Origin of the sequence: Arthrobacter phoenicis (assembly GCF_047238215.1) — a bacterium.
Taxonomy (GTDB): Bacteria; Actinomycetota; Actinomycetes; order Actinomycetales; family Micrococcaceae; genus Arthrobacter.
On record NZ_JBDFMK010000001.1, the window covers coordinates 1,787,138 to 1,812,891 of the forward strand.

The following is a 25,754-nucleotide window of genomic DNA, read 5'->3' on the forward strand; positions in this document are numbered from 1 at the left end:
GATGAGCACGCAGTCCGAGCGGCAGGAGAGCCTCCTGCGCTCCGAACAGCCCCTGGGCCGGGACGAGCTGGCCCGGCTGGTGGCCCGGGACATCGCCCCCGGCTCCTTCGTCAACCTCGGCATCGGCCAGCCCACCCTGGTCTCCAACTACCTCGAGCCGGAGCAGAACGTCACCCTGCACACGGAGAACGGCATGCTCGGCATGGGCCCCGAGGCCACCGGGGACCAGATCGACGGCGACCTGATCAACGCCGGCAAGATCCCCGTCACCGAGCTGCCCGGCGCCTCCTACTTCCACCACGCGGATTCCTTCGCGATCATGCGCGGCGGCCACCTGGACATCTGCGTCCTCGGCGCTTTCCAGGTCTCCGGGACCGGGGACCTAGCGAACTGGCACACGGGCGCCCCGGACGCCATCCCGGCCGTGGGCGGGGCCATGGACCTGGCCACCGGCGCCAAGGACGTCTTCGTGATGATGACCCTGCTCACCCGCGACGGCGTCTCCAAGCTTGTGGAAACCTGCACCTACCCGCTCACCGGGATCGGCTGCGTCACCCGCGTCTACACGGACAAGGCCGTCTTCCTCATCGGGCCCGATGGCGTCACGGTGCGGGAGACGTTCGGCTGCACCCTGGCGGACCTGCAGGCCGTGGTCCCCGTGCCGCTGACCGCGGCCGGGCCCGAATGACGGGCCGCGCAGATAGGGTAGGGCGGTGACTGAAAAGCCGAACCCGTCCCCGGCCGGCGCCGCTGAGGCGCCCGCCGCGAGCGACCAGTACGTCCAGTCGCTGGCCCGCGGCCTGGCCGTCATCCGCTCCTTCGACGCCGAGCACCCGCAGATGACGCTCAGCGAGGTGGCCGCGCGGACGGACCTGACCCGCGCCACGGCCCGGCGCTTCCTGCACACCCTGGTGGAGCTCGGCTACGTCCGCACCGACGGCAAGGACTTCGCGCTCACGGCCAAGGTACTGCAGCTCGGCTACGCGTACCTCTCCGGCCTGTCCCTGCCGCAGATCGCCCAGCCGCACCTGGAGGAACTCTCCCTGGCGCTCGGCGAATCAACCTCCGCCGCGGTGCTGGAGGGCCAGGACATCAGTTACGTCGCCCGTGTGGCGACGCGGCGGATCATGACCGTCGGCATCACCGTCGGCACCCGCTTTCCCGCCTACGCCACCTCCATGGGCCGGGTGCTGCTGGCCGCCCTCCCGCCGGAGGAGCTGGCACGCTACCTGGACACCGCGGAACTGCGGCCGCTGACACCGCGCACCATCGCCGACCGCGCCGGCCTCGAGGCCGAACTGGCCACCGTCCGTGCCCAGGGCTGGTGCCTGCTGGACCAGGAGCTGGAACTCGGGCTGATGTCCGTGGCGGCGCCGATCCACGACGGGCCGAAGGTGGTGGCGGCGATCAACGTCTCACTGCAGGCCCAGGCCGTCGCGGCCCGCCCCGACCCCGAGGCGTACCTCGACTCGGTCCGCGAGGCCGCCGTCGCCACCGCCGGACTCATCTCGGCGGACCTCTCCGCGAAGAGCTGAGCAGCCGTCTGAGCCGCCGGGTGAGGAATCCTGCGGGTGAGGGGTCCTAGACCCGGCGGGACCGGGCGAAGAGCTGCCGCAGCGTGAAGAACGAGCCCAGCGCGCTGAAGAGCAGCATCATCAGAAATTCGCTCTTGAGGTCCTGCACCAGGGGCGCATTGCTCGTGAGGTTGTAGCCCAGCAGGTCCCAGGCTCCCGGTTCGAAGAGCAGTCCGAAGGGCTGGTCGCCGATGTATTCGGCCACATCCAGCCAGATGCTGCCGAAGAACGCCAGCAGCATGGTCAGCGCGGTCACGCCAAGAACCACCCACGCCCCGCGCCGGGTCACTGCGCCGCCCCTGCCTCCGGTGCTGCCGGCCAGGTACAACCGTGCCGCTCCGGCCGCGGTCACGAAGGACACCAGCGAGGCCATCCAGCCCAGCTTCCAGAGCGCCAGCCACAGCACGACGCCGGCGGGGACCACCGCCAGGGCGAAGACGGTGCCGCGCACGGCGTTCTCGAGCGTCTCGGTCCGCGGGCGGGGCAACGGCAGGGCCGGCAGCAGCGTGTGCCGCCGGTCCGCCGAATCCGGCCACGGCGCGCCGTCGGGCCACCGCTGGCCGTAGCGGGGCTCCGCCCCGAGGTTCGTCAGTGAGTGTTCGTGTGCGTCGGAATCCGCGCGCTCGTTCATCATTCCCCCAAATGAGATGAGTCTTCCGGCCACATCGGGCCGCCAAATCCCGCCCAGTCTGGCACATTCTTTGGACAAAATACGGATTCCCGGCGGATTGTTTCCCCGCCGCCGGGTCGGGACCCGGTTACGCGGTGGAGACGGTGATGGTGACGCCCTCGCCGTCGTCACGGATCTGCAGTTGCAGCGGCCGGTTCACCAGGGTTGTGTGCATATCCTCGCCGCCCTCGGGATCGAGTTGTTCGGCCAGCCGGGTCAGCGCCAGAGCCATGGCCCGGCCCCAGTCGTGGGGATCCCTGCTGGAGGCTTCGGCTTCCGCCGTGTGATGGTCCTGGTGTTCGGTCATGTGGCCGCCTTCCGCGTCCGAAGCGCACACGCCCCGGCGGTTCCGGGGCGGCTTCCGGCCAGGCCGGCACGCTTCAGTCCTTGAACACGGTCAGTGTACTGACCATCCGAGGGGTGAGTCCACGTTCCCGGCGTCCCCGCTGCGCGGGATAGCGCGCCGCCGCGGATAAGATTTCACTGCGGGAGCCATCCCGCCACGCTGCCCGAAGGACGACATGCCACAGAACAATGCCGCAACCCAGGCCACCCCGGCCCCGGAGCGTTCCGCACAGACCAGTACGGCAGGGGACGCCGCAGCGGCCCGCCGCGCCGCCGTCGTCATCAACCCGATGAAGTCCTCCGGTGAGGACTTCAAGGCCTCCTTCTACCACCTCTGTGAGACGCAGGGCTGGGCCGAGCCGCTGTGGCTTGAGACCACCGCCGAGGACACCGGCCTGGGCCAGGCGCGGGAGGCCCTGGAGGCCGGCGTCGACGTCGTCATCGCCGCGGGCGGAGACGGCACCGTCCGGTGCGTCGCGGAGGTCCTCGCCGGGACCGGCACCCCGATGGGCCTGGTGCCCATGGGCACGGGCAACCTGCTGGCCCGCAACGTCGGCGTCGACATCACCGACCCGGTCGCCGCCAGCCACGACGTCTTGGCCGGCTCCAACATCAAGGTCGACGTCGTCAAGGCCCGGCTGGACCACGGCGAGGACGAGCAGCTGTTCCTCGTCATGGCCGGCCTGGGATACGACGCGGCCATCATGGCCAACACCGTCGACGAGCTCAAGGACCGGGTGGGCTGGCTGGCCTACGTGGAGGCCGGCATCCGGCACCTGCCCGGCAAGCCGGTGCGCGCCCGGATCAGCGTCGACGGCCAGCAGCCGGTCCGCCGCCGCATCCGCAGCGTCATGGTGGGCAACTGCGGCAAGATCACCGGCGGCATCGAGGTGTTCCCGGACGCCAAGATCGACGACGGCATCCTGGACGTGCTGCTGCTCGCCCCGCAGGGCCGGCTCGGCTGGTTCAGCGTGCTGGCCGGCATGTTCGGCCGCAAGAACAAGAACAACAAGTCCGTGGAGTACTTCGCCGGCCGCACCGCGGAGATCAGCCTCGACCACGAGCAGGAATTCCAGCTCGACGGCGACCACATCGGCAAGGCCAAGCACCTGAGCGTGGCCGTCGAGCACGAGGCGCTGACCATCCGGATGACGAAGGCCGCGCAGGCCTAGCGATTGGCGCCTGACCGCTAGCGGTGTTCGGCCGGGACGTCCCGTGACTCTTCCCTGGACGTCCCGGCCACCACCGTCAGCAGGTCCCGGATCTCGGCCAGCAGTGCCGTGTCCGCCGGGAGCGGCTTCTCCTCCGGCTCCGCCGTCGCGAGCCGGTTCTTGACCATCCTGTTGATCCGGTTCATCGGCGCCACGAAGATGAAGTACACCACCGCCGCGGTGATCAGGAATGTGACGAAGGCGGTCAGCGCCGCGCCCACATTGACGAACGTCTTCTCGTTGCCCGGCCAGATGTGGAAGCCCAGCCCCTGAGCCTCCACGCCGCCGGCGGCCGCGATGATCGGGTTGATGATGTTGGTGGTGAAGGCGGTCACCAGGGCGGTGAACGCGGTACCGACGACGACGGCGATCGACAGTTCGATCACGTTGCCGCGCAGGATGAAGTCCTTGAATCCTTTGAGCATGGGGTCCTCCGGGAATGCTGCCGTACGGGTGTTTCAACCGCTCGACGCTACCACCGCAAGCACCCCACGGGCCTTCCGTTGATCGGAATTTAGGGCGGCGGCGGGGACCTTCCGGGCGTAAGCTCGTCAGGGATGCCAGTGCCGCCGTCGTTTCACCGAATGGCAAAGGAAGGCCCCTCACACCCCGTGCATCCCTCATCCGCCGCGGACCGCCGCGCACCGTTCGCCGACTTCTTCTCCATGTTCTTCACCATGGGCCCGGCCAACAAGGACCACCACCCCGCGCTCCGCTGCGCCGTCGGCGTCTTCGTCCCGCTGATCACCCTGGTGCTGCTGCAGCGGCTGGACCTGGCCATCTTCGCCTCCTTCGGTGCCTTCGCCGGAATCTACGGCCGCAACGAGCCGCACGGCCGGCGGCTGGTGCTGCAGCTGCGCGCCGGAACCCTGATGCTCGCCGTGATCCTGCTGGCCGCCCTGACCGCGCACGCCGGCGCGCTGACCGCGTTCACGCCGGCCGGGCGGATCTGGCTGCAGGTCGCGGCGACCACCCTGGTGGCCGGCGCCTGCTCGCTCATCGTCTCCCTGTGGCGGCTCCGCCCGGCGGGATCCCTGTTCCACATCTTCGCCTTCGCGGCGATCGCCTCCGTCCCGCACCAGCCGCCGCTCTGGCAGGGAATGCTGGTGGCGGTGCTGACGGTAGCGTTCTCGCTCCTGGTGGGCATGTCCTCCCGCGTGGTCCCCGGCCGGCGCCGGCCGTGGAGCTGGTCCGCCCCCGTCCGCCTGACCGGGCCGGAGCGGCGCGCGGCCTGGCTGGAGGCCGTCGGCTACCTCGTGGCCGCGGGCCTGGCCGGAATCCTGGCGACCGTGATCGGCCAGCGCCTCGGCATCGGACACAACTACTGGGCCATGGTGGCCGCGGTCGTCCCCCTGGTGGGCCACACCACCCGGCACCGGATCAGCCGCGGCCTGCAGCGCATCCTCGGCACCGCCCTGGGCCTGGCGCTGCTCGCCGCCATCCTGCTGCTGCAGCCCGAACCCTGGCTGACGGTGCTGGTGATCGCCGCCTGCCAGTTCGGCGCGGAGATGTTCATCGCCCGCCAGTACCTGGTGGCCCAGCTTTTCGTCACGCCGCTGGCCCTGATTTCCACCCTCCTGGTGGCGCCCGTCCCGGCCGGTGTGCTGCTCCGGGACCGGCTCTTCGAGACCGTGATCGGCGCCGTGGTGGGCGTCGCCGTGGTGCTGGCGCCCGCCCTGTGGCGGCAGTGGAAGACTGGTCGCTAGCAGGAAACGTCGACGGCGGGAGCGTGGGGCATGGCCAATTCCGAATCGGGTGATTCGGTGGTGGACCGCGTGGTGCGCCTGCTGGAGGCCATCCCGGAGGGTTCGGATGCGCTGCAGCTCTCCGAGCTCGCCGCCCGCGCCGGGCTGCCGCTGAGCACCGCGCACCGCCTGGTCCGTCAGCTGGCCGGCCACGGGCTGCTGGAACTCGGTGCCGGCGGGTCCGTCCGGCTGGGGCTGCGGCTCTGGGAACTCGTGAACCGGAACTCGCCCACCCTGGCCCTGCGGCAGGCGGCGATGCCGTTCATGGAGGACTTCCAGCAGGTGCTCAACCAGAACGTGAACCTGGCAGTGCTGGACGGGGCAGAGGCCCTCTTCGTCGAACGCCTCTCCCGGCGCGGCTCGGTGGCGAACCGGGCCAAGGTGGCCGGCCGGATGCCCGTGCACCTCTCCTCGGCCGGGCTGGTGCTGATGGCCCACCAGCCACCCGCCCGCCAGGCGGCGTACCTGCGCGACTTCGCCGATCCCGCCGGGAAGGTGGGCGTGGCCGAGCTCCGCGCTCTGCTGGCCCAGGCCGCCGCCCAGGGTTACGCCGAACTCTCCGGCGTGGTGGACCCGGACACGTGGGGCATCGCGGTTCCGGTCCGGGACGCCCGCAAGCGCGCGGTGGCCGCGCTCGGCGTCGTGGTTCCCGTGCGCGAGGTCCGGCTCCAGGCGCTGGTGCCCGCGCTGCAGACCGCCGCGCGGGGCATCGGCCGGCGGCTGGGGGAGACCCGCGCATCCTCGATCCATTCAACGGAACACGTGTAACGCCGGTCACGCCCGTGCGGCAGACTGGGAAACAGTGATCATCCGGTCCGTGCGCCGCGCCCGCCCCGGGCCGCCCGGACCCCGCAACGAAGCGAGGAACCCATGGCACGGCACGTCGTCCGCACGCAGGTGGCCATCGTCGGCGGTGGCCCCGCCGGCCTGATGCTCTCCCACCTTCTTGCCAGGGAAGGGATCGAGTCCACCGTGGTGGAGCTGCGCAGCAGGCAGGAGATCGCCGAAACCGTCCGCGCCGGGATCCTGGAGCACGGCACCGTGAACCTGCTGGTGGACAGCGGCGTCTCGGACCGGGTGCTCACCGACGGGGACCGGCATGACGGGATCGAGCTGCGCTTCAACGGAGAGAGCCACCGCATCGACTTCCAGGACCTGGTGGGCGAATCGGTGTGGCTCTACCCCCAGACCGATGTCTTCAAGGACCTTGCCGCCCGCCGGGAGGCCGACGGCGGGGACGTGCGCTACGGCGCCGCGGACACGGCCATCCACGACGTCGACGGCGACCCCCGGGTCTGCTTCACCGACGCCGACGGCACCGAGGTGGAGCTCCGGGCGGAGTTCATTGTCGGCGCCGACGGCTCCCGCAGCCACTGCCGCGGGCAGATCCCGGAGGCGCACCGGAAGTGGTACTTCCACGAATACCCGTTCGCCTGGTTCGGCATCCTGGCCGAGGCGCCGCGCAGCTCCGAGGAGCTGATCTACGCCAACTCGGAGAACGGTTTCGCGCTGATCAGCCAGCGCACTGAGACGGTGCAGCGGATGTACTTCCAGTGCGACCCGGGCGAGGACGTCACCAACTGGAGCGACGAGCGGATCTGGGAGACGTTCCGCAGCCGGGTGAACGGCAACGGCTTTGAGCTCAAGGAAGGCCCGGTGCTGGATAAGACGGTGCTGAAGTTCCGCAGCTTCGTGCACGCGCCGATGCGCCACGGCAGGCTCTTCCTGGCCGGGGATGCCGCCCACACGGTGCCCCCCACCGGGGCGAAGGGCCTGAACCTCGCCATCGCGGACGTCCGGGTGCTCTTCGAGGGGCTGGACAGCTACTACAAGACCGGATCGGAGGCGCTCCTGGACCGCTACAGCAGCCGCGCCCTGGACCGGGTGTGGAAGGCCCAGCACTTCTCCTACTGGATGACCTCCATGCTGCACACCCCCGAGGGCGCGGACGACTTCGCCCGCGCCCGGCAGCTGGGGGAGCTGAACTCCGTGGTGTCCTCCCGGCACGGCCGCGCCTACCTCGCCGAGGCCTACACCGGTTGGCCGTCGGCGCGGTAGGACGGCTGCCGTGACACGGCTCAGCAGGATCAGGCCATCGCAGTGTGCGCCGCGCTATGGGAATCGATGGTCTTCTCGTAGCAGAAGGAGTGCTCCACACCGATGTACGGCCCAAAATTCGGCACCGGGGCGAACCCGGAGTTGGCGTAGAACTGCCGGCCGTCGGTCTGAACTGAGCCCGCCTCCGCCGTCAGCCGGGTGATGCCCAGGGCGTGGGCGTGGCCCTCCAGCGCCGCCAGGATGGAGCTCGCCACCCCCGAACCGCGGGTGTAGGGCAGGACGTAGAGGCGCTTGATCTCGGCGGTCCGGGAGTCCAGGAGGCGCAGCCCGCCGCAGCCCACCGGCTGGCCCGAGCCCTTGTCATAGGCGACGAGGAAGACCGCCGAGTCCGATTCGGAGGGCACGGGGCCGGGCTCGTGGTCCGGGCGGCCGAAGCGGGCATCCAGCTCGGCCTGCTGGGCGGCCCGGAGGTCTGCGCCCACGGGGTTCGCCCAGGGCACCTGCCGGATGTGAAGCCGCGGGTTGGTCTGCATCGTTGCCTCGTTTCACCGAAGGGTTATGCAGTCCAAGGCTAGGAAGCGGTGGTTTCCACGGTGTTTCCCGCAGGTAAGGGATGGGAGAACTCGGGGCGGCACCGGCGCAGAGTGCATGGATGCCGAACGGACCTCAGGCGGGGCCGCCGGCCGGGTCCTCCGCCGTCGGGTCGGCCAGGGCCAGGCCGCCCACGGGGCTGCCGTCCCAGTGCACCATCCGCCAGCCTTCCGCGGAGCCGCCCTCCAGGGCCACGATGCCGGTGTTGGCAAGGACGTGCCGGGCCGCGAACTCTGCGTCGACGTTTTCCGCGCGCAGGGCGGTCCAGACCCGGATCGCCGCCCCGTGGCTGACGACGGCGACCGTGCCGCCGTCGTCCGTGCCGCCGGGGGACGCCCCGCCGGCGGTCCCGGCAGCTGCCGCCGCGATCCGGGCGACGGCGTCGTCGAACCGGGCGAGGAAGTCGTGGCCGCTGGGACCCGTTGGCATCCGCCGGTCCAGCTCGCCCGCGGCCCAACCGAACACCGTACCGAGGTACCGCAGGTGGGACTCCCGGTCGGTGAGCTTCTCCAGCGCGCCCGCCTCGATCTCGTGCAGCCCGTCCAGGACCGTGACGTCCAGTCCGCGGCGGCCGGCCAGCGGGGCAGCGGTCAGCTGGGTCCGGATCAGCGTGGAGGCATAGAGGCGGCTGATCTCCAGCCGCTCCAGCGACCGGGCCAACGCCTCCGCCTGCCGTTCGCCCAGCTCGGTCAGGCCGGGGCCGGGATGGGCCGTGTCGAGCTGGCCGAGCACGTTGCCCGGTGTCTGGCCGTGCCTGATCAGGAGGAGCCTCATAGCCCGATTTTACCGCCGCACCCTGCGAGGGAGCGGGGCGTCAGGGGATGAGGACGGTGGCCTGGATCGGGGCGTGGTCGCTCGGGTAGCGGTCGTCGAGGCGGAAGGTGTTGACCGCCGCGTCGGCCACCTGGATGCCTGGGGTGACGGCGATCCAGTCGATCCGGCTCTCGCCCACCACCGGGTCCTTGTAGTTCGGGAAGGTCCCGTACGCCGGGGTGAGGTGCCGCTTGGCGACCAGCCAGGAGTCCCGGAACGGACCGCTGTCCACCAGGGTGGAGTACGCTCCGGAGGCGCCGGCCCGGGCGTTGAAGTCGCCCATCACCACGGTGGGCAGGCCGGGTTCGAAGCGGGCCGTGTGGTCGATGATGGCCTCGGCGCTGCGCAGCTGGGCGTTTTCCGACTCGTGGTCGAAGTGCGTGTTGAGGACCATCAGCTCCCGGCCGGTGCTGCTGTCCTCGAACCGGCCCCAGGTGGCGATCCGGGTGGTGTCGTTGCCCCAGGTGGCGGATCCCGCGACGTCCGGGGTGTCCGAGAGCCAGAACTGGTCCCAGGCCCGGAGCAGCAGGCGCCGTGAGTTGTAGAAGATACAGGAGTACTCGCCGCGGCTGCCGCCGTCGCGCCCTTGTCCAATCATCCGGTAGTGGTCCGGGAGCGCCTCTTCGATCACCGCCAGCTGGTGCCCGAGACCCTCCTGGATACCCAGGACGTCCGGGAGTTCCTCGGCGAGCACGGCCTGCAGGGCCGGTGCCCGCTCCGGCCAGTAGTCGGCCTGGCCGGGGAGGGTGTGGTTGGTGTCGCAGCGGATGTTGAAGCTCATCAGGCTCAACGCCGCGTCGTCCGCCCCTGGAGATTCGGGGGCGTCCGGCGCCAAAGGGTCCGGGTCGGTCAGAACGGTCCGTGCGGTCGACGCTATGTCGCTCGGCAAGGGAGTCTCCTCGTGTCGGTTACAGTCCCAGAATCCACGATACGACTGGCCGGTCCTCGACGGCGGCGTAAACGCGGATGTGCCGGAAGGTTAATTCGACGTGAATGACCTAGCGGCCGTCAATCAGGTGATCGACCAGCTTGTCCGCGATGCCGGTGTACCGGCCCGGCGTGAGCGCCAGCAGGCGTGATTCCGCCTCGGCGGAGAGGCCCAGGCCCTGGACGAACTCCTGCATCCGGGCGGCGTCCACCCGCTGACCGCGGGTCAGGTCCTTGAGCCGCTCGTAGGGGTTTTCCATGCCCGGCACGCCGGCGATTGCCTCGGCGCGCATGACCATCTGGATGGCCTCGCCGAGGACTTCCCAGTTGGTGTCCAGGTCCGCGGCGAGCACGTTCTCGGCCACGTCCAGGCGGTCCAGGCCCTTGGCGACGTTGGAAATCGCCAGCAGCGAGTGGCCGAAGGCGACGCCGATGTTCCGCTGCGAGGACGAGTCGGTGAGGTCGCGCTGCCAGCGGGAGGTCACCAGGGTGGAACCGAGCACGTCCAGCAGGCCGGAGGAAATCTCCAGGTTCGCCTCGGCGTTCTCGAAGCGGATCGGGTTGACCTTGTGCGGCATGGTCGAGGAGCCGGTCGCGCCGGCCACGGGGACCTGGGCGAAGTAGCCGATCGAAATGTAGCTCCAGATGTCGGTGCAGACGTTGTGCAGGATCCGGTTGAAGCGGGCGACGTCGGCGTACAGCTCGGCCTGCCAGTCGTGGCTTTCGATCTGGGTGGTCAGCGGGTTCCAGGTAAGTCCGAGACCCTCGACGAAGCCCTTCGCGACGGCTTCCCAGTCGGCTCCCGGGACGGACGCGACGTGCGCGGCGTAGGTGCCGGTGGCGCCGTTGATCTTGCCCAGGTATTCGGTGCGCGCGATCCGGTCCAGCTGGCGGGTCAGGCGGTGCGCGATGACGGCCAGTTCCTTGCCCAGGGTGGTGGGGGTGGCGGGCTGGCCGTGGGTGCGGGAGAGCATCGGGACGGCGCGGTTGGCCTCGGCCATGGCGCTGATCTGGGCCACGAGCGTGCGGGCGGCGGGCAGCCAGACATCCTGGACGGCGCCCTTGATGCCGAGCGCGTAGGAGAGGTTGTTGATGTCCTCCGAGGTGCAGCCGAAGTGGACCATCGCGGTCAGGTGCTCGATCCCGATGCCGGGCAGGCGGCGGCCGATGTAGTACTCGACGGCCTTCACGTCGTGGACGGTGACGGTTTCGATCTCGGCGAGTTCGGCCACCGAGGCGGCGTCGAACTCGGTGACGATGTCCCGCAGTTGCTGCTGCTGCTCCGCGGACAGCGGGCCGGCGCCGGGAAGGACGTTGTTGCCGGTCAGGTGGATCAGCCATTCGACCTCGACGGCGACGCGGTCGCGGTTGAGCGCGGCTTCAGAGAGGTAATCCACCAAAGGCGCGACGGCGGACTGGTAGCGGCCGTCCAGCGGTCCCAGGGCGATGGGAGTGCCGGAGGCGGCCAGGGCCAGGCGTCCGGACGGCGTGCGGGTCTCAGCTGTGGCAGCAGTTTCAGGCATGGTCCGATTCTTTCACGAAGTGCCGCCGGGGCCGAAGCCGGGCGGTGGTATGACAGCCGCCCGGGCGGGGTGCGGCAGGTTGTCCACATAGCGGCACCGTGCCGTGTCCGCCCCGGTGCCCTGGCCCTAGCGTCGTTGTGTATCCGGGATGTGTAGGGGTTAACCAGCCGGAAGAGAACTCACGGCAAGAACGCAGGTAAGGCCGGCGTAAGCCGGGGAAGGGAGGAAGTGCGATGACGTCCACAACCGTGCTGGCCGGGGATGCGGCGGCCTGTGCCTCCCGCAGCGCCGAGGTGCAGCGGCTTGCGGCCCGGGTGGCCGGGTGCGCCGGGCAGGCGGACGCCGTTCTGGCGGCGCTGGCCCGGCTGGAGCTGCAGACCTGGCAGTCGCCGGCCGGGCGGGCCTACCGGCTGACGCTCTCGCTGCAGGCGGCCTCGCTCAGACGGGCCCGGGACGGCCTGCTCGAGGCCTCGTCGGCGGTGCTGGCCCACGCCCGGTTGGTGGCCCTCGCCCCCGGGCGGACGGGGTACTGATGACGGAATTCAGCCCGGCCGGTTCCGGCGAGGTGCCCCGTCCGGTGGCTCCGCCCCCGGACGGCATGCTCCGCATCCGCGGCGGGGTGGGCGGCGTGGCCTTCCAGTTCGAGGAATTGCTGGCCGGCGCGGCAGCCCTGGACACCTCGGTGCGGGACCTCTACGCCGTGGAAGCGGAGGCGGACGGGATCCGCCGGTCCCTGTTTCCCTATCAGGAGGATGCCTATCGCAGCGGCAGTGAAGCCATCACCGCGGTGGGGGAGGCGGGCCGGGGGATCGGCAGGGTCCGGGCCGAGCTGGAACACATCGCTTCCCAGGTCAGGGCCAGCCACCGGGATTACGAGTTCACCGAGGCGCGTAACGCCTTGCTGCTGAGGATGGGCCTTACCGGACCCGAGTATGGATCCACCGGCGGGGTCCTGGGCCTCCCCGGGGTGCGCGACCGGTTCGAAACCGGGCTGGCCTCACCGGGAAGCCTGGCGCTGCTGCTGGGCCTGCCGCTCCCGCTGGCCGGAGCGCTCGCCGGGGTCCCCGGCTCGGCCTCGATCGGTGGCCTGGTCAGGGCGCTGACGGACGAGCCCGGGCTCGGCTTCCTCAAGCCCCGTCCGGTCTCGGCCACCGCCGGGGCGACCAGCACCGAAACCGTGGACCTGACGCCGGCCGGACTGCTGCGCCGTACCGAGGACGTGGACAGGACGCCGGGTGAGATCGAGGTCATCAGGGTTGACGCCGCGGGCGGCCCGGCCTGGGTGGTGCTGCTCCCGGGGACGCAGCTGGGCGGGCTCCCCGCCGGAACCAATCCCTTCGACACGGCCGGCATCGCGGAGGCGCTGGGCTATGACTCCGTCGAAACAACAGCCGCCATCAGGTCGGCGCTGCGCGAGGCCGGCGCGGAGGCGGGGGATCAGCTGGTGGCCGTCGGCTACAGCCAGGGCGGCATTCACGCCATGAACCTCAGCCGGGACAAGGCATTCCTCGCCGAATTCGACCTCAAGTACGTGCTGACGGCCGGGTCGCCGGTCGGCGGAATCAGCCCCGCCCCGGGGATCAGCAGCTTGCACTTGGAACACCGGGACGATTGGGTGCCCGGCGCGGACGGCGCCCCGAACGCGGACACCCGCGACCGGGTCACGGCCACCCTGACCAACAGCCTGAGCGTCCCGGCGCCAAAGGACTTCGGCCTGGGGCCGGGACACCGGTTGGAGAACTACGAGGCCGGCGCCGCCGCCGTCGAAGTCTCCCGTGATCCGTCGCTGCAGGCGTCCACCGCTGCGCTCGCGGCCGTGGTGGGTACGGGTGGAACGGCGGCCGTCACCCGGTTCGCGCTCCGCCGCGAGTCGCGTCCCGTACCAGCGGGAGGAGGGAGCGTCGGGGCCGACGTTGGCGGTACGGTCAGCGGCGGCCGCCGGGAAGCCGGCCGGCCACCAGCGACACCAGGGTCACGATGATGGCCGCCAGGACGGCGGTCCAGAAGAAGGAGTCAATGGTGAAGTGCACCGGCGTGTAAGAACTCAGCCAGGCCGTCAGATACAGCATGGCCGCGTTGATCACGACGGTGAACAGGCCGAGGGTGAGGATGGTGATCGGCAGTGACAGCAGGCTGACCAGCGGCTTGACGAAGGCGTTGACCAGGCCGAAGATCAGGCCGATGAAGAGGTAGGCCAGGATGATGCCGATGGTCTCCGTGCCCTGCGTGACCCCTTGGTCCGCGACGGCGCCGGTGGTGGCCGTGGTGGAGATATTCAGTCCCGGCAGGATCCAGCTGGCCACCCAGAGGGCCAGGGCATTGACGATGACCCGGACAAAGAGAGACCGCATGGCCCCATGCTGTCACATCACCGGACGCATGGGCAGGGTGGCGTCGTAGGCTAGGGGGCATGACTTCTTCTGACAGCCTGGCCGGCGGAATCCGCCCGCGGCCGGTGGTAGACCTGCTTCCCCGATACGCAGCCGGCAAGCCGCCGGCTCCCGTCGAGGGGCTGGTCAGCTACAAGCTTTCCTCCAACGAAAACCCGCTCCCGCCGATCCCTGCAGTGCAGCAGGCCATCGCGGCGCGGACCGACTTCAACCGTTACCCGGACCCGCTCAGCAGCAAACTCCGCGGCGCGCTCGCCGACTTCCTCGACGTCCCGGCCGAGGACATCGTCACCGGCGCGGGCAGCCTCGGCGCCCTGAACCAGCTGCTGGCCACCTTCGCCGGCCAGAACGACGACGGCAAGGCCGACGAGGTCATCTACGCCTGGCGCTCCTTCGAGGCCTACCCCATCAGCGTCGGCCTCGCCGGTGCCGAGAGCGTCCGCATCCCGCTCACCGCGGACGGACGCCACGACCTGGACGCCATGGCCGCCGCCGTCACGGTCCGGACGAAGATGATCCTGCTCTGCACCCCGAACAACCCCACCGGGCCCATCCTCACCACCGAAGAGACGGAACGGTTCCTCAACGCCGTGCCCGCGGACGTCGTCGTCGTGATCGACGAGGCCTACCAGGAGTTCGTCCGGGCCGATGACGCCGTGGACGGCATCGAGATGTACCGCAAATACCCCAACGTGGTGGTGCTCCGGACCTTCTCCAAGGCCCACGGCCTGGCCGGCCTCCGGGTGGGCTACAGCGTCTCCCAGCCCGAGCTGACCCAGCACCTCCGGGTCACCGCCACACCCTTCGCCGTCTCCCAGCTGGGCGAGGACGCCGCGGTCGCCTCCCTCCAGCACTACGACCAGGTTGTAGAAAGGGTACAAAGCCTGGTCGACGAACGGGACCGGGTAACCGCAGGCCTGCGAGACCTCGGCTGGTTCGTTCCGGAGGCCCAGGGCAACTTCGTCTGGCTGAACCTCGGGGCCAACAGTGGCGAATTCGCCGCACTGGCGGGGGAGCAGGCGCTCTCCGTCCGGGCCTTCGGTGACGAGGGGGTGCGGGTCAGCATCGGCGAAACGGAAGCCAACACCCGCTTCCTCGAACTGTGTGCGAACTATACAAAACCCCCGCAGCGTTCCTAGCGGTAAGCATCACCCCCGGCGGCTGCCCGTGGAGGGTACTGTGGGGACGAGTAAGCCATCATGTATGCCACAACCAGGATGTATTCCCGGAGCGGCATATTCACCACCGAGTGCAGCGCCCCGGATGCGGCAGGCAAGGAGACGGTATGGGTACACAACTGCCCTCCACCGAGTTCGACGGAACCGACACGGATGACCGCCAAGAGGCGCAGGCCGAGGCTGTCCTGGGTGACCCCGACGTCCCCATGGTCCAGCTCCTGCGCCCGGACGGGACGCTGGGGACGGACCCGGTGTTCTCCGAGTACGCCGCCCGCCTGGATGCCGGGAAGCTGAAGGGTTTCTACGCGGACATGGCCAAGATCCGCCGGTTCGACGTCGAGGCCACCGCGCTGCAGCGCCAGGGCCAGCTGGCCCTCTGGGTGCCGCTGACCGGACAGGAAGCCGCGCAGATCGGCTCGGGCCGGGCCAGCCAGCCGCAGGACTACATCTTCCCCACCTACCGGGAACACGGCGTCGCCCTGACGCGGAACGTGGACCTGGCCGAGCTGCTGCGGCAGTTCCGCGGGGTGTCCAACGGCGGCTGGAACCCGAAGGACACCAACTTCCACCTCTACACGCTGGTCCTGGCGGCCCAGACGCCGCACGCCGTCGGCTACGCCATGGGCATCCAGCGCGAGCAGAAGCTGGCCCCCACCGGGGAGAAGGCCGCCGTCATGGTCTACTTCGGCGACGGCGCCAGCTCCGAGGGCGACGTCCACGAGTCGATGGTCTTCGCATCCTCGTTCAACGCCCCCGTGGTCTTCTTCTGCCAGAACAACCACTGGGCCATCTCGGTCCCCACCACGGTGCAGACCCGGATTCCGCTCTCCAACCGCGCCAAGGGCTACGGCTTCCCGGGCATCCGGGTGGACGGCAACGACGTCATCGCGGTGCACGCCGTGACCGCATGGGCCCTGGACCGGGCCCGGCGGGGCGAGAGCCCGGTGCTGATCGAGGCCTTCACCTACCGGGTGGGCGCCCACACCACGGCGGATGACCCCACGAAGTACCGCGGCTCCGAGGAGGAGGCGCAGTGGCGGGCCAAGGATCCGCTGGAGCGGCTCGAGAAGTACCTGCGGGCCGAGGGCCTCGCGGACGACGCCTTCTTCGAGCAGGTCAAGGCCGACGGCGACGAGCTCGCCGCCTACGTCCGAAAGACCACCCACGACCTGGAGACCCCGGACATCCGGCAGGCCTTCGCGAACACCTACGCCGAGGCCCACCCGCTGGTGGCCGAGGAACTGGCGTGGTTCGAGGACTACAGCGCCGGCTTCGCCGATGAGGCGGCGGAGGCCGAGGACACCGGGACACAGGGCACAGCGACAGACGGGGCAGCCAGCCGATGACCACCATGACCATTGCCAAGGCCATCAACGAGGGGCTGCGCGCCACCCTGGCCGGCAACCCGCGCACCCTGCTGATGGGCGAGGACATCGGACCCCTGGGCGGCGTCTACCGCGTCACCGACGGGCTGATCGGCGAATTCGGGGCCGACCGCGTCGTCGACACCCCGCTGGCCGAATCCGGCATCATCGGCACCGCGATTGGCCTGGCCCTCAGCGGCTTCCGGCCGGTCTGCGAGATCCAGTTCGACGGCTTCGTCTTCCCCGGCTTCAACCAGATCACCACCCAGCTGGCCAAAATGCACTCACGCAGCAACGGCAACCTCACGGTCCCCGTGGTCATCCGCATCCCCTACGGCGGCGGCATCGGTTCGATCGAGCACCACTCCGAGTCTCCCGAGGCACTGTTCGCGCACACCGCCGGCATCCGGATCATCACCCCGTCCAACCCTCACGACGCCTACTGGATGATCCAGCAGGCCGTCGACTGCCAGGACCCGGTGATCGTCTTCGAGCCGAAGCGCCGCTACTGGCTCAAGGGCGACGTCGACACCGCCGCCCCGGGCCGCTCCGCCGACCCGTTTGCCGCCCATGTGCTGCGCGAGGGAACGGACGCCACGGTGGTTGCCTACGGCCCGCTGGTGCCCGTGGCCCTCGCCGCCGCCAACGCCGCGGCCGAGGACGGGCACAGCGTCGAGGTGATCGACCTGCGCTCCATCTCACCGATCGACTTCGACACCGTCACCGCATCCGTGAAGAAGACCGGCAGGCTGATCGTCACACACGAGGCCCCCACCTTCGGCGGCATCGGCGGCGAGATCGCGGCGCGCGTCAGCGAGCGGGCCTTCCTCTCCCTGGAGGCCCCGGTGCTGCGCGTCGGCGGCTTCCACATGCCCTACCCGGTGGCCAAGGTCGAGGAAGATTACCTGCCGGACATCGACCGCATTCTTGAGGCGCTCGAACGCGCCCTCGCCTACTGACGGGGAGCACCATGACCGTAAACAAGTTCAACCTCCCGGACGTCGGCGAGGGCCTGACCGAGGCCGAAATCGTCTCCTGGAAGGTCAAGGCCGGCGACACGGTGGCCGTCAACGACATCCTCTGCGAGATCGAGACCGCCAAGTCGATCGTCGAACTCCCGTCGCCGTACGCCGGGACGGTGGCGGAGTTGCTGGTCGCCGAGGGCGTGACGGTCGACGTCGGCACCCCCATCATCAGCGTGGCCGACGCCGGCGCCCCCGCGGCTTCCGCCGCGCCCGCCGCCGCCCGGACACAGGCGCCGGAGGCACCGGAACCGGCCCCGATGTACGGCACGCTCACCCCGAGCGCCGATGCCGAACCCGACGGCCGCCCCGCCGGTGGCCCGCTGGTCGGCTCCGGCCCCAAGGCCGACGCCGTGAAGCGCCGTCGCCGGACCTCCGCCCCGGCAGTGCCCGCAGCCCCCGCCTCGCCCAGCCCGGCCGCAGCCCCCGCGGCAGCCGCTCCCGCCGAGCCGGTCGAGTCGCACGACATCTGGATCGACCCGGCCTCCGTCGCCCAGGCCGGACGCGGGCCCCAGGCGCCCGTTGCCGGGGCCGACCCTCGCCCCACCCTCGGAGGAGCCATCACCGGCCTCGTCTCCAAGGTCCTGGCCAAGCCGCCGGTCCGGAAGATCGCCCGTGACCTCGGCATCGACCTGGCCGACGTGGTCCCCACCGGCGCCCGCGGCGAGGTGACCCGCGAGGACCTGGTCAGCTACCAGGCCCAGCGCGACGCCGAGGTGGACAAGGCGGACACCTTCTGGGGCAAGACCGGCCGGCCGCAGGAACAGCGGATCGAGAAGGTCCCTGTCAAGGGTGTCCGCAAGGCCACCGCCCGGGCCATGGTCGAGTCGGCCTTCGCCGCCCCGCACGTGAGCATCTTCGTCGACGTGGACGCCAGCCGCACCATGGAGTTCGTCAAACGGCTGAAGGCCTCACGCGACTTCGAGGGCATCAAGGTCTCGCCCCTGCTGATCCTGGCCAAGGCCGTCATCTGGGCCGCGGCGCGTAACCCCAGCGTGAACGCCAGCTGGGTGGACGCCAAGGATGGCAGCGACTCCGCGGAGATCCACGTCAAGCACTTCATGAACCTGGGCATCGCTGCGGCCACGCCGCGCGGGCTCATGGTGCCGAACATCAAGAACGCCCAGGACCTCTCACTGAAGGAACTGGCGCTGGCGCTGAACGAGCTGGCGACCACGGCCCGCGCCGGGAAGACCCAGCCGGCCCAGATGCAGGGCGGCAGCCTGACCATCACCAACATCGGCGCCCTCGGCATCGACACCGGCACCCCGATCATCAACCCGGGCGAGGTGGCGATCGTGGCCTTCGGCACCATCAAGCAGAAGCCGTGGGTACTGGACGGGGAAGTCATTCCGCGCTGGATCACCACGCTCGGCGGCTCCTTCGACCACCGTGTGGTGGACGGGGACCTCTCGGCGCGGTTCATGGCGGACGTCGCCTCGATCCTCGAGGAACCGGCGCTGCTGCTTGACTAACGGGGCTCGACTAATCAGACGCGACTAAGCGGGTCTAACCAACGGGAAGGGGCGGGCGCCTGGGCGCCTGCCCCTTCCCGTTAGTGAGAGAACTTTCGGGAGGCTCTACGCTCCGGAGTAACCCGAGAGGAGCTGGCCGATGACCCGGCTGCCGCCCCAGTTCGCGACGGCGATGGCCGCGGCAAACATGGTGCCGGCCACGCCGAAGCTCGCGCCGGTGACGATGGAGAGGAACTTCCAGTCCTCCCGCAGCACGCTGCGCACCGTCGCCGGCATCTGCAGCGACGGGGAAATCAGGTTCGGCGCCGAGTCCACGCTGCCGTCGTCGAGGTAGGCCACCACGCGCCCGGCGGCGCGGTCCACCCGCATGGCGCTGATGTGGTTGCCGTGGCGGGCCAGCAGGATGTCGTGCCCGACGAGCTGGCGGCGTTGCAAAGTAGGCAGAGTAGGCAAAAGATTCTCCCGGAAATGTGGGCGGATAGGACTGTCCGCACCGTCGGGGGCACCTCCCATTTTACCGCCGCGCCCACCGCCGGCCCGGCCCGGATCCGGGTGAGACTGCCCACGGGCCACCGTGACGGCCGTCAAAGTGCCGCCCTCCTGTCCGCCGGCGCCCGGCGGCATTAGAGTGGCACCAGCCGCCGCGGTGCGGTCCTCACCGATCAAAGGAGATAGTGGTGTTCCGGAGTCCGTTCCCCGCCGTAGACATTCCCGACGTCAGCCTCTACGACTACCTTTTTGCCGGCCTCGACGACGCCGCCCTGGACCGGGTGGCGCTGGTGGACGGCAGCAGCGGCGCGGAGACCAGCTACCGGGAACTGCGCGACCGGGTCAACGCCGTCGCCGGGGCCGTCGCGGCCCGGGGCCTCGGCGTCGGCGGCGTCGCGGCGATCCTCTGCCCGAACACCCCCGCCTTCGCCGTCGTCTTCCACGGCCTGCTGCGGGCCGGGGCCACCGTCACCACGGTCAACTCCTTGTACACGGCCGAGGAAACCGCCAAGCAGCTCGACGACGCCGGAGCGGACTGGCTCTTCACCGTCTCGGTGCTGCTGCCGGCGGCACGCGCCGCGGCACAGGAGGCGGGCATTCCCGCCGAGCGGCTGGTGGTGCTCGACGGCGCCGAGGGCCACCCCTCGCTGCGGGACCTGCTGGCCGCCGGGGAGCCCGCCCCCGAGGTCAGCTTCGACCCGGCCACCCACATCGCCGTGCTGCCCTATTCCTCCGGGACCACCGGCCGGCCCAAGGGCGTGATGCTCAGCCACCGCAACCTGGTGGCCAACGTCGAACAGTCCCGGAACCTGCTCAAGGTCACCGCCGAGGACCGGGTCCTGGCGGTCCTGCCGTTCTTCCACATCTACGGCCTGACGGTGCTACTGAACCTGGCCCTGCGCGAAGGCGCCCGGCTGGTCACCATGCCCAGGTTGGATCTGGCCGAGTTCCTCCGGCTGATCCAGGAGCAGCGCTGCAGCTTCCTCTTCATCGCCCCGCCCGTCGCCGTGGCCCTGGCCAAGCACCCCATGGTGGCCGAGTACGACCTCGGATCCGTGCGCACCACCATGTCCGGCGCGGCGCCGCTGGACGGCGAGCTCGGCACCCGGCTCGGTGAACGGCTGGGCTGCAGGGTGCTCCAGGGCTACGGCATGACCGAGATGAGCCCGGTCTCGCACCTGATCCCGGTCGACGCCGACGACGTCCCGGTCAGCTCGGTGGGCTTCACGGTCCCCAACATGGAGTGCCGCCTGGTGGATCCCGCCACCGGGGAGGAGATCGAGGTTCCCGCCGAAGGCACCAGCGCACCCGGACACCTGCTGTGCCGCGGCCCGAACGTCATGCTCGGGTACCTGAACCGGCCGGAGGAGACAGCGGACACGATGGACGCGGACGGGTTCCTGCACACCGGGGACATCGCGACGGTCCGCGCCGACGGGGTGGTCACGATCGTTGACCGGCTCAAGGAACTGATCAAGTACAAGGGCTACCAGATCGCCCCGGCCGAGCTCGAGGCGCTGCTGCTGACGCACCCGGGCATCGCGGACGCCGCCGTGATCGGCAGCGTGGACGAGGACGGCCAGGAGGTGCCCATGGCCTTCGTGGTGCGCCAGCCCGGGCCCGACGGCGACGCGCTGGACGAGGTCGCCGTCGAGGACTTCGTGGCCGCGAAGGTTGCCCCCTTCAAGAAAATCCGCCGGGTGCAGTTCATCGACGCCGTGCCGAAATCGGCCTCGGGCAAGATCCTGCGCCGGGTGCTGAAGAATCCGCACCCGGCGCCGCAGGCCTGAGCCCCTGAGCCGCCTCGGCGGCGCCCGGGGCCGCTATTCCGGCGAGTCGGTCTTGGCGATGTAGACGTCGCAGGGGGCGTTGTGGGCCACGCTGTTCGCAACGCTCCCCAGCACCCGGCCCAGGCCGCGCATCCGCCGGTTGCCCACCACGATCATCCGGGCGCCGGTGCGCTCGGCCTCCTGGATCAGGGCCTCGGCGGGCTTGCCGCGCGCCGCGGAGTAGGTCACGGCGGTGCCTTCGGACTGCAGCTTCTCGGCCACGCCCTTGGCGACCGTCTCGGCGTCGCCGGCGTCGGAGACGATCCACTGGTCGCTGCCGCTGCCGAACACCTGCGTCCGGTCGCTGTCGAAGGCGCTGACGACGTGGAGGGTGGCACCGAGGGAGGCGGCCAGGTCGCGCGCGGTATGCGCGGCGCGCAGGGCAGTTTCGCTGCCGTCGACGCCGACGACGATGATTCCGGACATGAGGTCTCCTCTAATTCAGGCGGGCCAGACAATCAGTTCAGGCTACAACGCCCCGACGGCTTCCCGCAGGACCGGCGCCAGTCTGCGGACGCCTTCCTCGATCGCCTCGGCCGGGACAGCGCTGAACGCGAGCCGCAGCTTGTTCGAGGGCTCGTCGGAGGGGCTGAACGCGGCGCCCGGAATGAAAACCACCCCGGCGTCGATTGCCTTCTGCAGCAGCGGGTACGTGTCGATGCCCTCCGGCAGGGTGACCCAGACGAAGAAGCCGCCCTCGGGACGGGTCCAGCTGAGCCCCTCCGGCATGTACTCCTCCAGTGCCGCCAGCATCGCCTCGCACCGCTCCCGGTAGAGGCCGCGGTAGGTGGCGATCTGGCCCTGCCAGTCGTAGTCGCGGAGGTAGGCCGAGACCAGCATCTGGTTCAGCGTCGGCGGGCACAGGGTGACCGCCTCGGAGGCCAGGTAGTAGCGGCGCTGCAGGTGCGCTGGGACCAGCGCCCAGCCGATCCGCAGGCCCGGGGCGAAGATCTTGGAGAAGGACCCCATGTAGATGACGTCGTCCGGGTTCCCGGCCCGCAGCGGCGTCAGCGGGTGGCCGTCGAAGCGCAGCAGCCCATAAGGGTTGTCCTCCAGGATGATGATATTCGCGTTACGGCATATATCCACGACCCGCTGCCGGCGCCCGGCAGCCAGGGTGATGCCGGAGGGGTTGTTGAAGCTGGGGATGGTGTAGAGGAACTTGATGTTCTTGCCCTCGGCCTGCAGGGCGGCGATCCGAGCCTCCAGTTGCTCCGGGACGATGCCGTCGCCGTCCATCGGAATGGTGGCAACCTCCACCTGGTAGGCCTCGAAGGTGTTCAGCGCGCCGACGTAGGTGGGGTCCTCCACCAGGACCACGTCGCCGGGGTTGCAGAAGACCTTGGTGGCCACGTCCTGGGCGGATTGGGAGCCCGCCGTGATGACGATGTTCTCCGGGGCGGCGTCGAGGATTCCCTCGGCGGCCATCACCTCGCAGATCTGGCGGCGGAGTTCCTCGGTGCCCTGGCCGCCGCCGTACTGGAGGGCGGTCAGGCCCTCCTCGGCGATGATCCGGGCCGCCGATTCCGCGAGCCGGTCCAGCGGGAGGGACTGGAGGTACGGGCTGCCCCCGGCGAGGGAGACCAGCCCGGGCCGCAGGGAGATGTCGAAGACGTCCCGCACGGCCGATTGCTTGATGTTTGCTGCGCGCTCCGAGAAGAGTTCCTCGTGGCGGTGGGCGGACGTAGCCGCGCGTTCGATTGCGTCAATGGCCTCGGCCGGCAGGACAGCGCCGGCGGCATCAAGTGTTTCGTGGGTCACACCCTCAGGATACAGCGCTTGTTGTTATAGGGAAAACTTTTGTTCACAAGAACGTGCGCAGGCGAAAGCCCCCGGCGGCCAAGGGCCAGCCGGGGGCTTCCGGTGCGGGGGACTACGCCGCGTCGGCGGTGCGGGCCTCTTCGATGGCCTGGAAGACAACCTTGATCTGCTCCACGACCTCGGCGTCGTCCTTCGGGTGGACCTCGGCGAAGCGGACCATGGAGCCCGGGACGGCGAGCTTGACGTCCTCGAGGACGCGGGCGCCGGCGATCCCGGCGGCCTTGCGGGCCTCGTCCTGGGCCCAGACGCCGCCGTACTGGCCGAAGGCGGTGCCGACGACGGCAGTGGGCTTGCCGTTAAGGGCGCCGGCGCCGAACGGGCGGGACAGCCAGTCGATGGCGTTCTTCAGCGGGGCGGGAACGGTGCCGTTGTACTCGGGGGTGACCAGGAGCAGCGTGTCGGCCTCGCTGGCGGCGGCGCGCAGGGCGGCCGCGGCGGCGGGAACCTGGCCCTCGACGTCGATGTCCTCGTTGTAGAACGGGATGTCACCCAGGCTGTCGTGGATCACGACCTCCACCTGCTCCGGCGCGTTGAGCTGGATCGCCTCGGCGAGCTGGGCGTTGGTGGAGCCGGCGCGGAGGCTGCCGACGAGGGTGAGGACGGTGGTGCTGGACATGGAGTCTCCTTCGTGTGCGCCGTGGGCGGCGCGTGGCTGATGGAACCGGCCCGGAGGCCTTCACGAAGGTAAACGGACTGTGGTCCGTTTATTATTCCCGGCGGCTAGGATGTGGAGCGTGAGCCACATCCCCCTCCGCCCCGGCATGCCGGGGTCCGCGCCCAACGCCGCCCTGCCCGCTGCCGCCGGCAGGCCGTCCGAGCGCCGGGATGCCGCGCGCAACCGCGAGCTCCTGCTGGCCGCCGCCCGGGAATTGATCGCCGAGGGCGGTGCGGAGGCCCTCACCATGGATTCCCTCGCCGCACGGGCCGGCGTGGGCAAGGGCACGGTGTTCCGCCGCTTCGGCAGCCGCGCCGGGCTGATGATGAGCCTGCTCAGCGACGCCGAGGCGGAGTTTCAGGGCCGGTTCATGTTCGGTCCGCCGCCCCTGGGCCCCGGTGCCCCGCCCCTGGACCGGCTGGTGGCCGTGGGCGCCGCCCGGATCCGCTGGGTGCTGGAATTCGGCGACCTGGCCCGAGCTGCGGATGAATCCCCCTACAACCGGTTCGACGTCCCGGCCGCCGTCCTCTGGCAGCGCCACCTGGAGATGCTGCTGCGTGAGGCGGGCTTCACGGCTGACCCCTGGCTGATGGCCGGATCGCTCAGCGTGACGCTCGAGCCGGAGCGCATCCTCTACGCCGTCCGGGTGCACCAGGTGTCCCCGGAACGGTTGGCGGAGTCCTGGCGGGAGCTGGCCGTCCGGGTAGTCGGCGCCGCGTAGGGTACGCCCTGTTCCGGCCGTCCGCCAAGTCAAATCAATTCAAGGGAATTATTCATAACGATCTGGTAGTGACGGTCCCGGATTGGCGCATTTCCCGCCCGGCGGCGCGATTTCTATGTGGTAGTTTCCTCTGGAATGTGACCCGCAACATACTGCCTTACGAGGCTGGCCGAAGGGCCTGCGGGTGGCCACGCACCTGCTGGCCTTGATCCCGGACCGACGGCGGAGACCCCCCGTCACGCGGGGACTACGGAAGGATTCGCGCTGTGAACGAACTCATTAACCCGGCACCAGGACGGGCGCGCCTGCCCCGCCCGGCGGCGCCCTTTTCCGCAGCACAGCCGACGGCCAGCCTGACGTAGCCGCATGCTCCGCTACCTGGCCAAACGGGCCGTCACCTACGTCGTCATGATCTTCCTGACCACCAGTGCCGGATACTTCCTGGCGGTCACCAGCCTCCAGCCGGCGCTGCTGGAACAGGAACGCATCCCGCGCCCCACCCCCGAGCAGGTCGCCAACTCCTTCCGGCTTAAGGGCCTGGACCCCGCGCTGAGCCCCTGGGAACGCTACGTGGACTGGCTCACCGGCATCGTGACCCGCTGGGACTGGGGCCGCAGCCCCAACGGCGCCTACATCAACGCAGAGTTCGGCGACCGGGTCTGGATCTCCACCCGGCTCTTCCTCGCCTCGATCATCCTGACCCTGATCATCGGCGTCGCCCTCGGTGTCTACACCGCGGCCCGGCAGTACAAGTTCTCCGACCGCGCCATCACTTCCTACAGCTACCTGGTGTACATCGTGCCCGCGCCGATCGCGTACTTCCTGGTGCAGCTGTGGGCCATCAACATCAATGAGACCGTGGGTGACCGGATCCTCTTCGTCACCGGCATTTCCACCCCCGGGCTGGAGGGCGACGGCTGGGTTCAGTTCCTGGACATGCTGGCCCACTACGCCGTGCCCACCTTCGCCATCACGATTGTGGGCTGGGGCGCCTACCAGATCGCGCAGCGGCAGTACCTGCTGGACAACGTCAACGCCGACTTCGTCCGCACCGCCCGCGCCAAGGGCCTGACCCGCAACCAAGCCATCACCCGGCACGCCCTGCGCGTCTCCTTCATCCCGGTGGCCCAGAGCATCGCCTTCACCATCCCGGCGATCTTCGCCGGCGGCTTCTTCGCGGAGAAGATCTTCGCCTGGCACGGCGTGGGCTCGTGGAGCATCGACGCGATCGCCCTCCAGGACGTGAACGCGGCGACGGCCACCCTGGCCTACGGCTCCGTGATCTTCGCGATCGGCGCGATCCTCGCCGACTTCGCCACCACCCTTGTCGACCCGAGAGTGCGGGTGCAGTAG

At 70.0% G+C, this 25,754-nt stretch carries 27 protein-coding genes; 15 read left to right on the forward strand and 12 right to left on the reverse strand.

Features of this window, described 5'->3' with window-relative positions:
- Position 1: 1 nt before the first annotated feature.
- Both ABC337_RS08365 and ABC337_RS08370 read left to right on the forward strand, forming a co-directional pair.
- On the forward strand, positions 2-688 hold the full coding sequence (locus ABC337_RS08365; protein WP_412884364.1) for a 3-oxoacid CoA-transferase subunit B: 687 nt from the start codon (positions 2-4) through the stop codon (positions 686-688).
- Between the two features lie 25 nt (positions 689-713).
- Positions 714-1,535: an IclR family transcriptional regulator domain-containing protein gene (locus ABC337_RS08370; RefSeq protein ID WP_412884363.1), complete on the forward strand. Its 822-nt coding sequence runs from the start codon at positions 714-716 to the stop codon at positions 1,533-1,535.
- A gap of 46 nt (positions 1,536-1,581) precedes the next feature.
- Here the strand turns inward: ABC337_RS08370 and ABC337_RS08375 are convergent, their stop codons facing one another.
- On the reverse strand, positions 1,582-2,208 hold the full coding sequence (locus ABC337_RS08375; RefSeq protein WP_412884362.1) for a hypothetical protein: 627 nt from the start codon (positions 2,206-2,208) through the stop codon (positions 1,582-1,584).
- Positions 2,209-2,332: 124 nt separating this feature from the next.
- Positions 2,333-2,551, reverse strand: coding sequence for a hypothetical protein (locus ABC337_RS08380; RefSeq protein ID WP_412884361.1), 219 nt, complete (start codon positions 2,549-2,551; stop codon positions 2,333-2,335).
- Positions 2,552-2,765: 214 nt separating this feature from the next.
- On the opposite strand from ABC337_RS08380, the gene ABC337_RS08385 reads away from it, so the two are divergent.
- Positions 2,766-3,761, forward strand: a complete 996-nt coding sequence (locus ABC337_RS08385; RefSeq protein WP_412884360.1) for a diacylglycerol/lipid kinase family protein — start codon at positions 2,766-2,768, stop codon at positions 3,759-3,761.
- 17 nt (positions 3,762-3,778) lie between these two features.
- Here the strand turns inward: ABC337_RS08385 and mscL are convergent, their stop codons facing one another.
- Positions 3,779-4,225: a large conductance mechanosensitive channel protein MscL gene (gene mscL / locus ABC337_RS08390; protein WP_412884359.1), complete on the reverse strand. Its 447-nt coding sequence runs from the start codon at positions 4,223-4,225 to the stop codon at positions 3,779-3,781.
- Positions 4,226-4,465: 240 nt separating this feature from the next.
- On the opposite strand from mscL, the gene ABC337_RS08395 reads away from it, so the two are divergent.
- The 3 genes from ABC337_RS08395 (at position 4,466) to ABC337_RS08405 (ending at position 7,603) form a co-directional block, all read left to right on the forward strand.
- The gene (locus ABC337_RS08395; RefSeq protein WP_412884963.1) at positions 4,466-5,506 is read left to right on the forward strand and encodes an FUSC family protein; all 1,041 of its coding nucleotides are present in this window, start codon (positions 4,466-4,468) and stop codon (positions 5,504-5,506) included.
- Positions 5,507-5,536: 30 nt separating this feature from the next.
- A complete protein-coding gene (locus ABC337_RS08400) occupies positions 5,537-6,313 on the forward strand; it encodes an IclR family transcriptional regulator (RefSeq protein WP_412884358.1) in 777 nt (258 codons plus the stop codon).
- 102 nt (positions 6,314-6,415) lie between these two features.
- Positions 6,416-7,603: a 4-hydroxybenzoate 3-monooxygenase gene (locus ABC337_RS08405; protein WP_412884357.1), complete on the forward strand. Its 1,188-nt coding sequence runs from the start codon at positions 6,416-6,418 to the stop codon at positions 7,601-7,603.
- A 29-nt stretch (positions 7,604-7,632) separates the two neighbouring features.
- On the opposite strand, the gene ABC337_RS08410 is transcribed toward ABC337_RS08405, so the two are convergent.
- The 4 genes from ABC337_RS08410 to purB all read right to left on the reverse strand — a co-directional run bounded on the left by ABC337_RS08410 (position 7,633) and on the right by purB (position 11,457).
- A complete protein-coding gene (locus ABC337_RS08410) occupies positions 7,633-8,136 on the reverse strand; it encodes a GNAT family N-acetyltransferase (protein WP_412884356.1) in 504 nt (167 codons plus the stop codon).
- Between the two features lie 133 nt (positions 8,137-8,269).
- On the reverse strand, positions 8,270-8,968 hold the full coding sequence (locus tag ABC337_RS08415) for a histidine phosphatase family protein (protein ID WP_412884355.1): 699 nt from the start codon (positions 8,966-8,968) through the stop codon (positions 8,270-8,272).
- Positions 8,969-9,008: 40 nt separating this feature from the next.
- On the reverse strand, positions 9,009-9,896 hold the full coding sequence (locus ABC337_RS08420) for an endonuclease/exonuclease/phosphatase family protein (protein WP_412884354.1): 888 nt from the start codon (positions 9,894-9,896) through the stop codon (positions 9,009-9,011).
- Between the two features lie 109 nt (positions 9,897-10,005).
- Positions 10,006-11,457, reverse strand: coding sequence for an adenylosuccinate lyase (gene purB / locus ABC337_RS08425; protein WP_412884353.1), 1,452 nt, complete (start codon positions 11,455-11,457; stop codon positions 10,006-10,008).
- A 233-nt stretch (positions 11,458-11,690) separates the two neighbouring features.
- Between purB and ABC337_RS08430 the strand changes: the two genes are divergently transcribed.
- Positions 11,691-11,990 (forward strand): hypothetical protein, encoded by a 300-nt coding sequence (locus ABC337_RS08430; RefSeq protein WP_412884352.1) that lies wholly within the window; start codon positions 11,691-11,693, stop codon positions 11,988-11,990.
- Positions 11,990-13,438, forward strand: coding sequence for an alpha/beta hydrolase family protein (locus tag ABC337_RS08435; RefSeq protein WP_412884351.1), 1,449 nt, complete (start codon positions 11,990-11,992; stop codon positions 13,436-13,438). The genes ABC337_RS08430 and ABC337_RS08435 overlap by 1 nt, the downstream gene beginning before the upstream one ends.
- Here ABC337_RS08435 and ABC337_RS08440 read toward each other — a convergent pair.
- Positions 13,383-13,808, reverse strand: a complete 426-nt coding sequence (locus ABC337_RS08440; protein ID WP_290257213.1) for a phage holin family protein — start codon at positions 13,806-13,808, stop codon at positions 13,383-13,385. The two genes, ABC337_RS08435 and ABC337_RS08440, sit on opposite strands and share 56 nt — an antisense overlap.
- Positions 13,809-13,867: 59 nt before the next feature.
- On the opposite strand from ABC337_RS08440, the gene ABC337_RS08445 reads away from it, so the two are divergent.
- The 4 genes from ABC337_RS08445 (at position 13,868) to ABC337_RS08460 (ending at position 18,886) form a co-directional block, all read left to right on the forward strand.
- Positions 13,868-14,986 (forward strand): histidinol-phosphate transaminase, encoded by a 1,119-nt coding sequence (locus ABC337_RS08445; RefSeq protein ID WP_412884350.1) that lies wholly within the window; start codon positions 13,868-13,870, stop codon positions 14,984-14,986.
- A gap of 146 nt (positions 14,987-15,132) precedes the next feature.
- Complete coding sequence (pdhA, locus tag ABC337_RS08450; protein ID WP_412884349.1) at positions 15,133-16,371, forward strand: pyruvate dehydrogenase (acetyl-transferring) E1 component subunit alpha; 1,239 nt, start codon at positions 15,133-15,135, stop codon at positions 16,369-16,371.
- Complete coding sequence (locus tag ABC337_RS08455; RefSeq protein ID WP_412884348.1) at positions 16,368-17,348, forward strand: alpha-ketoacid dehydrogenase subunit beta; 981 nt, start codon at positions 16,368-16,370, stop codon at positions 17,346-17,348. Before pdhA ends, ABC337_RS08455 begins: the two co-directional genes overlap by 4 nt.
- A gap of 11 nt (positions 17,349-17,359) precedes the next feature.
- Positions 17,360-18,886, forward strand: a complete 1,527-nt coding sequence (locus tag ABC337_RS08460) for a dihydrolipoamide acetyltransferase family protein (RefSeq protein ID WP_412884347.1) — start codon at positions 17,360-17,362, stop codon at positions 18,884-18,886.
- 105 nt (positions 18,887-18,991) lie between these two features.
- Here the strand turns inward: ABC337_RS08460 and ABC337_RS08465 are convergent, their stop codons facing one another.
- Positions 18,992-19,330 carry a hypothetical protein gene (locus tag ABC337_RS08465; RefSeq protein ID WP_400159663.1) on the reverse strand — a complete coding sequence of 113 codons (339 nt, stop codon included), beginning with the start codon at positions 19,328-19,330 and terminating at the stop codon, positions 18,992-18,994.
- Positions 19,331-19,563: 233 nt separating this feature from the next.
- Between ABC337_RS08465 and ABC337_RS08470 the strand changes: the two genes are divergently transcribed.
- Positions 19,564-21,165 carry an AMP-binding protein gene (locus tag ABC337_RS08470; RefSeq protein WP_412884346.1) on the forward strand — a complete coding sequence of 534 codons (1,602 nt, stop codon included), beginning with the start codon at positions 19,564-19,566 and terminating at the stop codon, positions 21,163-21,165.
- Between the two features lie 33 nt (positions 21,166-21,198).
- On the opposite strand, the gene ABC337_RS08475 is transcribed toward ABC337_RS08470, so the two are convergent.
- The 3 genes from ABC337_RS08475 to ABC337_RS08485 all read right to left on the reverse strand — a co-directional run bounded on the left by ABC337_RS08475 (position 21,199) and on the right by ABC337_RS08485 (position 23,641).
- A complete protein-coding gene (locus tag ABC337_RS08475) occupies positions 21,199-21,630 on the reverse strand; it encodes a universal stress protein (protein WP_412884345.1) in 432 nt (143 codons plus the stop codon).
- 42 nt (positions 21,631-21,672) lie between these two features.
- Positions 21,673-22,965: an aminotransferase-like domain-containing protein gene (locus tag ABC337_RS08480; RefSeq protein WP_412884344.1), complete on the reverse strand. Its 1,293-nt coding sequence runs from the start codon at positions 22,963-22,965 to the stop codon at positions 21,673-21,675.
- A gap of 112 nt (positions 22,966-23,077) precedes the next feature.
- The gene (locus ABC337_RS08485; protein WP_412884343.1) at positions 23,078-23,641 is read right to left on the reverse strand and encodes an NAD(P)H-dependent oxidoreductase; all 564 of its coding nucleotides are present in this window, start codon (positions 23,639-23,641) and stop codon (positions 23,078-23,080) included.
- A gap of 118 nt (positions 23,642-23,759) precedes the next feature.
- On the opposite strand from ABC337_RS08485, the gene ABC337_RS08490 reads away from it, so the two are divergent.
- Positions 23,760-24,401: a TetR/AcrR family transcriptional regulator gene (locus ABC337_RS08490; protein WP_412884342.1), complete on the forward strand. Its 642-nt coding sequence runs from the start codon at positions 23,760-23,762 to the stop codon at positions 24,399-24,401.
- A gap of 366 nt (positions 24,402-24,767) precedes the next feature.
- Complete coding sequence (locus ABC337_RS08495) at positions 24,768-25,754, forward strand: ABC transporter permease (RefSeq protein ID WP_364138303.1); 987 nt, start codon at positions 24,768-24,770, stop codon at positions 25,752-25,754.

Coding starts and splice junctions, on each gene's coding strand:
- ABC337_RS08440 (WP_290257213.1), bottom strand. CDS start 13,808: ATGCGGTCTCTCTTTGTCCGGGTCATCGTCAATGCCCTGGCCCTCTGG.
- ABC337_RS08495 (WP_364138303.1), top strand. CDS start 24,768: ATGCTCCGCTACCTGGCCAAACGGGCCGTCACCTACGTCGTCATGATC.
- ABC337_RS08410 (WP_412884356.1), bottom strand. CDS start 8,136: ATGCAGACCAACCCGCGGCTTCACATCCGGCAGGTGCCCTGGGCGAAC.
- ABC337_RS08430 (WP_412884352.1), top strand. CDS start 11,691: ATGACGTCCACAACCGTGCTGGCCGGGGATGCGGCGGCCTGTGCCTCC.
- ABC337_RS08395 (WP_412884963.1), top strand. CDS start 4,466: ATGTTCTTCACCATGGGCCCGGCCAACAAGGACCACCACCCCGCGCTC.
- ABC337_RS08380 (WP_412884361.1), bottom strand. CDS start 2,551: ATGACCGAACACCAGGACCATCACACGGCGGAAGCCGAAGCCTCCAGC.
- ABC337_RS08485 (WP_412884343.1), bottom strand. CDS start 23,641: ATGTCCAGCACCACCGTCCTCACCCTCGTCGGCAGCCTCCGCGCCGGC.
- pdhA (WP_412884349.1), top strand. CDS start 15,133: ATGGGTACACAACTGCCCTCCACCGAGTTCGACGGAACCGACACGGAT.
- ABC337_RS08475 (WP_412884345.1), bottom strand. CDS start 21,630: ATGTCCGGAATCATCGTCGTCGGCGTCGACGGCAGCGAAACTGCCCTG.
- ABC337_RS08415 (WP_412884355.1), bottom strand. CDS start 8,968: ATGAGGCTCCTCCTGATCAGGCACGGCCAGACACCGGGCAACGTGCTC.
- ABC337_RS08405 (WP_412884357.1), top strand. CDS start 6,416: ATGGCACGGCACGTCGTCCGCACGCAGGTGGCCATCGTCGGCGGTGGC.
- mscL (WP_412884359.1), bottom strand. CDS start 4,225: ATGCTCAAAGGATTCAAGGACTTCATCCTGCGCGGCAACGTGATCGAA.
- ABC337_RS08365 (WP_412884364.1), top strand. CDS start 2: ATGAGCACGCAGTCCGAGCGGCAGGAGAGCCTCCTGCGCTCCGAACAG.
- ABC337_RS08375 (WP_412884362.1), bottom strand. CDS start 2,208: ATGATGAACGAGCGCGCGGATTCCGACGCACACGAACACTCACTGACG.
- ABC337_RS08435 (WP_412884351.1), top strand. CDS start 11,990: ATGACGGAATTCAGCCCGGCCGGTTCCGGCGAGGTGCCCCGTCCGGTG.
- ABC337_RS08460 (WP_412884347.1), top strand. CDS start 17,360: ATGACCGTAAACAAGTTCAACCTCCCGGACGTCGGCGAGGGCCTGACC.
- purB (WP_412884353.1), bottom strand. CDS start 11,457: ATGCCTGAAACTGCTGCCACAGCTGAGACCCGCACGCCGTCCGGACGC.
- ABC337_RS08445 (WP_412884350.1), top strand. CDS start 13,868: ATGACTTCTTCTGACAGCCTGGCCGGCGGAATCCGCCCGCGGCCGGTG.
- ABC337_RS08385 (WP_412884360.1), top strand. CDS start 2,766: ATGCCACAGAACAATGCCGCAACCCAGGCCACCCCGGCCCCGGAGCGT.
- ABC337_RS08455 (WP_412884348.1), top strand. CDS start 16,368: ATGACCACCATGACCATTGCCAAGGCCATCAACGAGGGGCTGCGCGCC.
- ABC337_RS08400 (WP_412884358.1), top strand. CDS start 5,537: ATGGCCAATTCCGAATCGGGTGATTCGGTGGTGGACCGCGTGGTGCGC.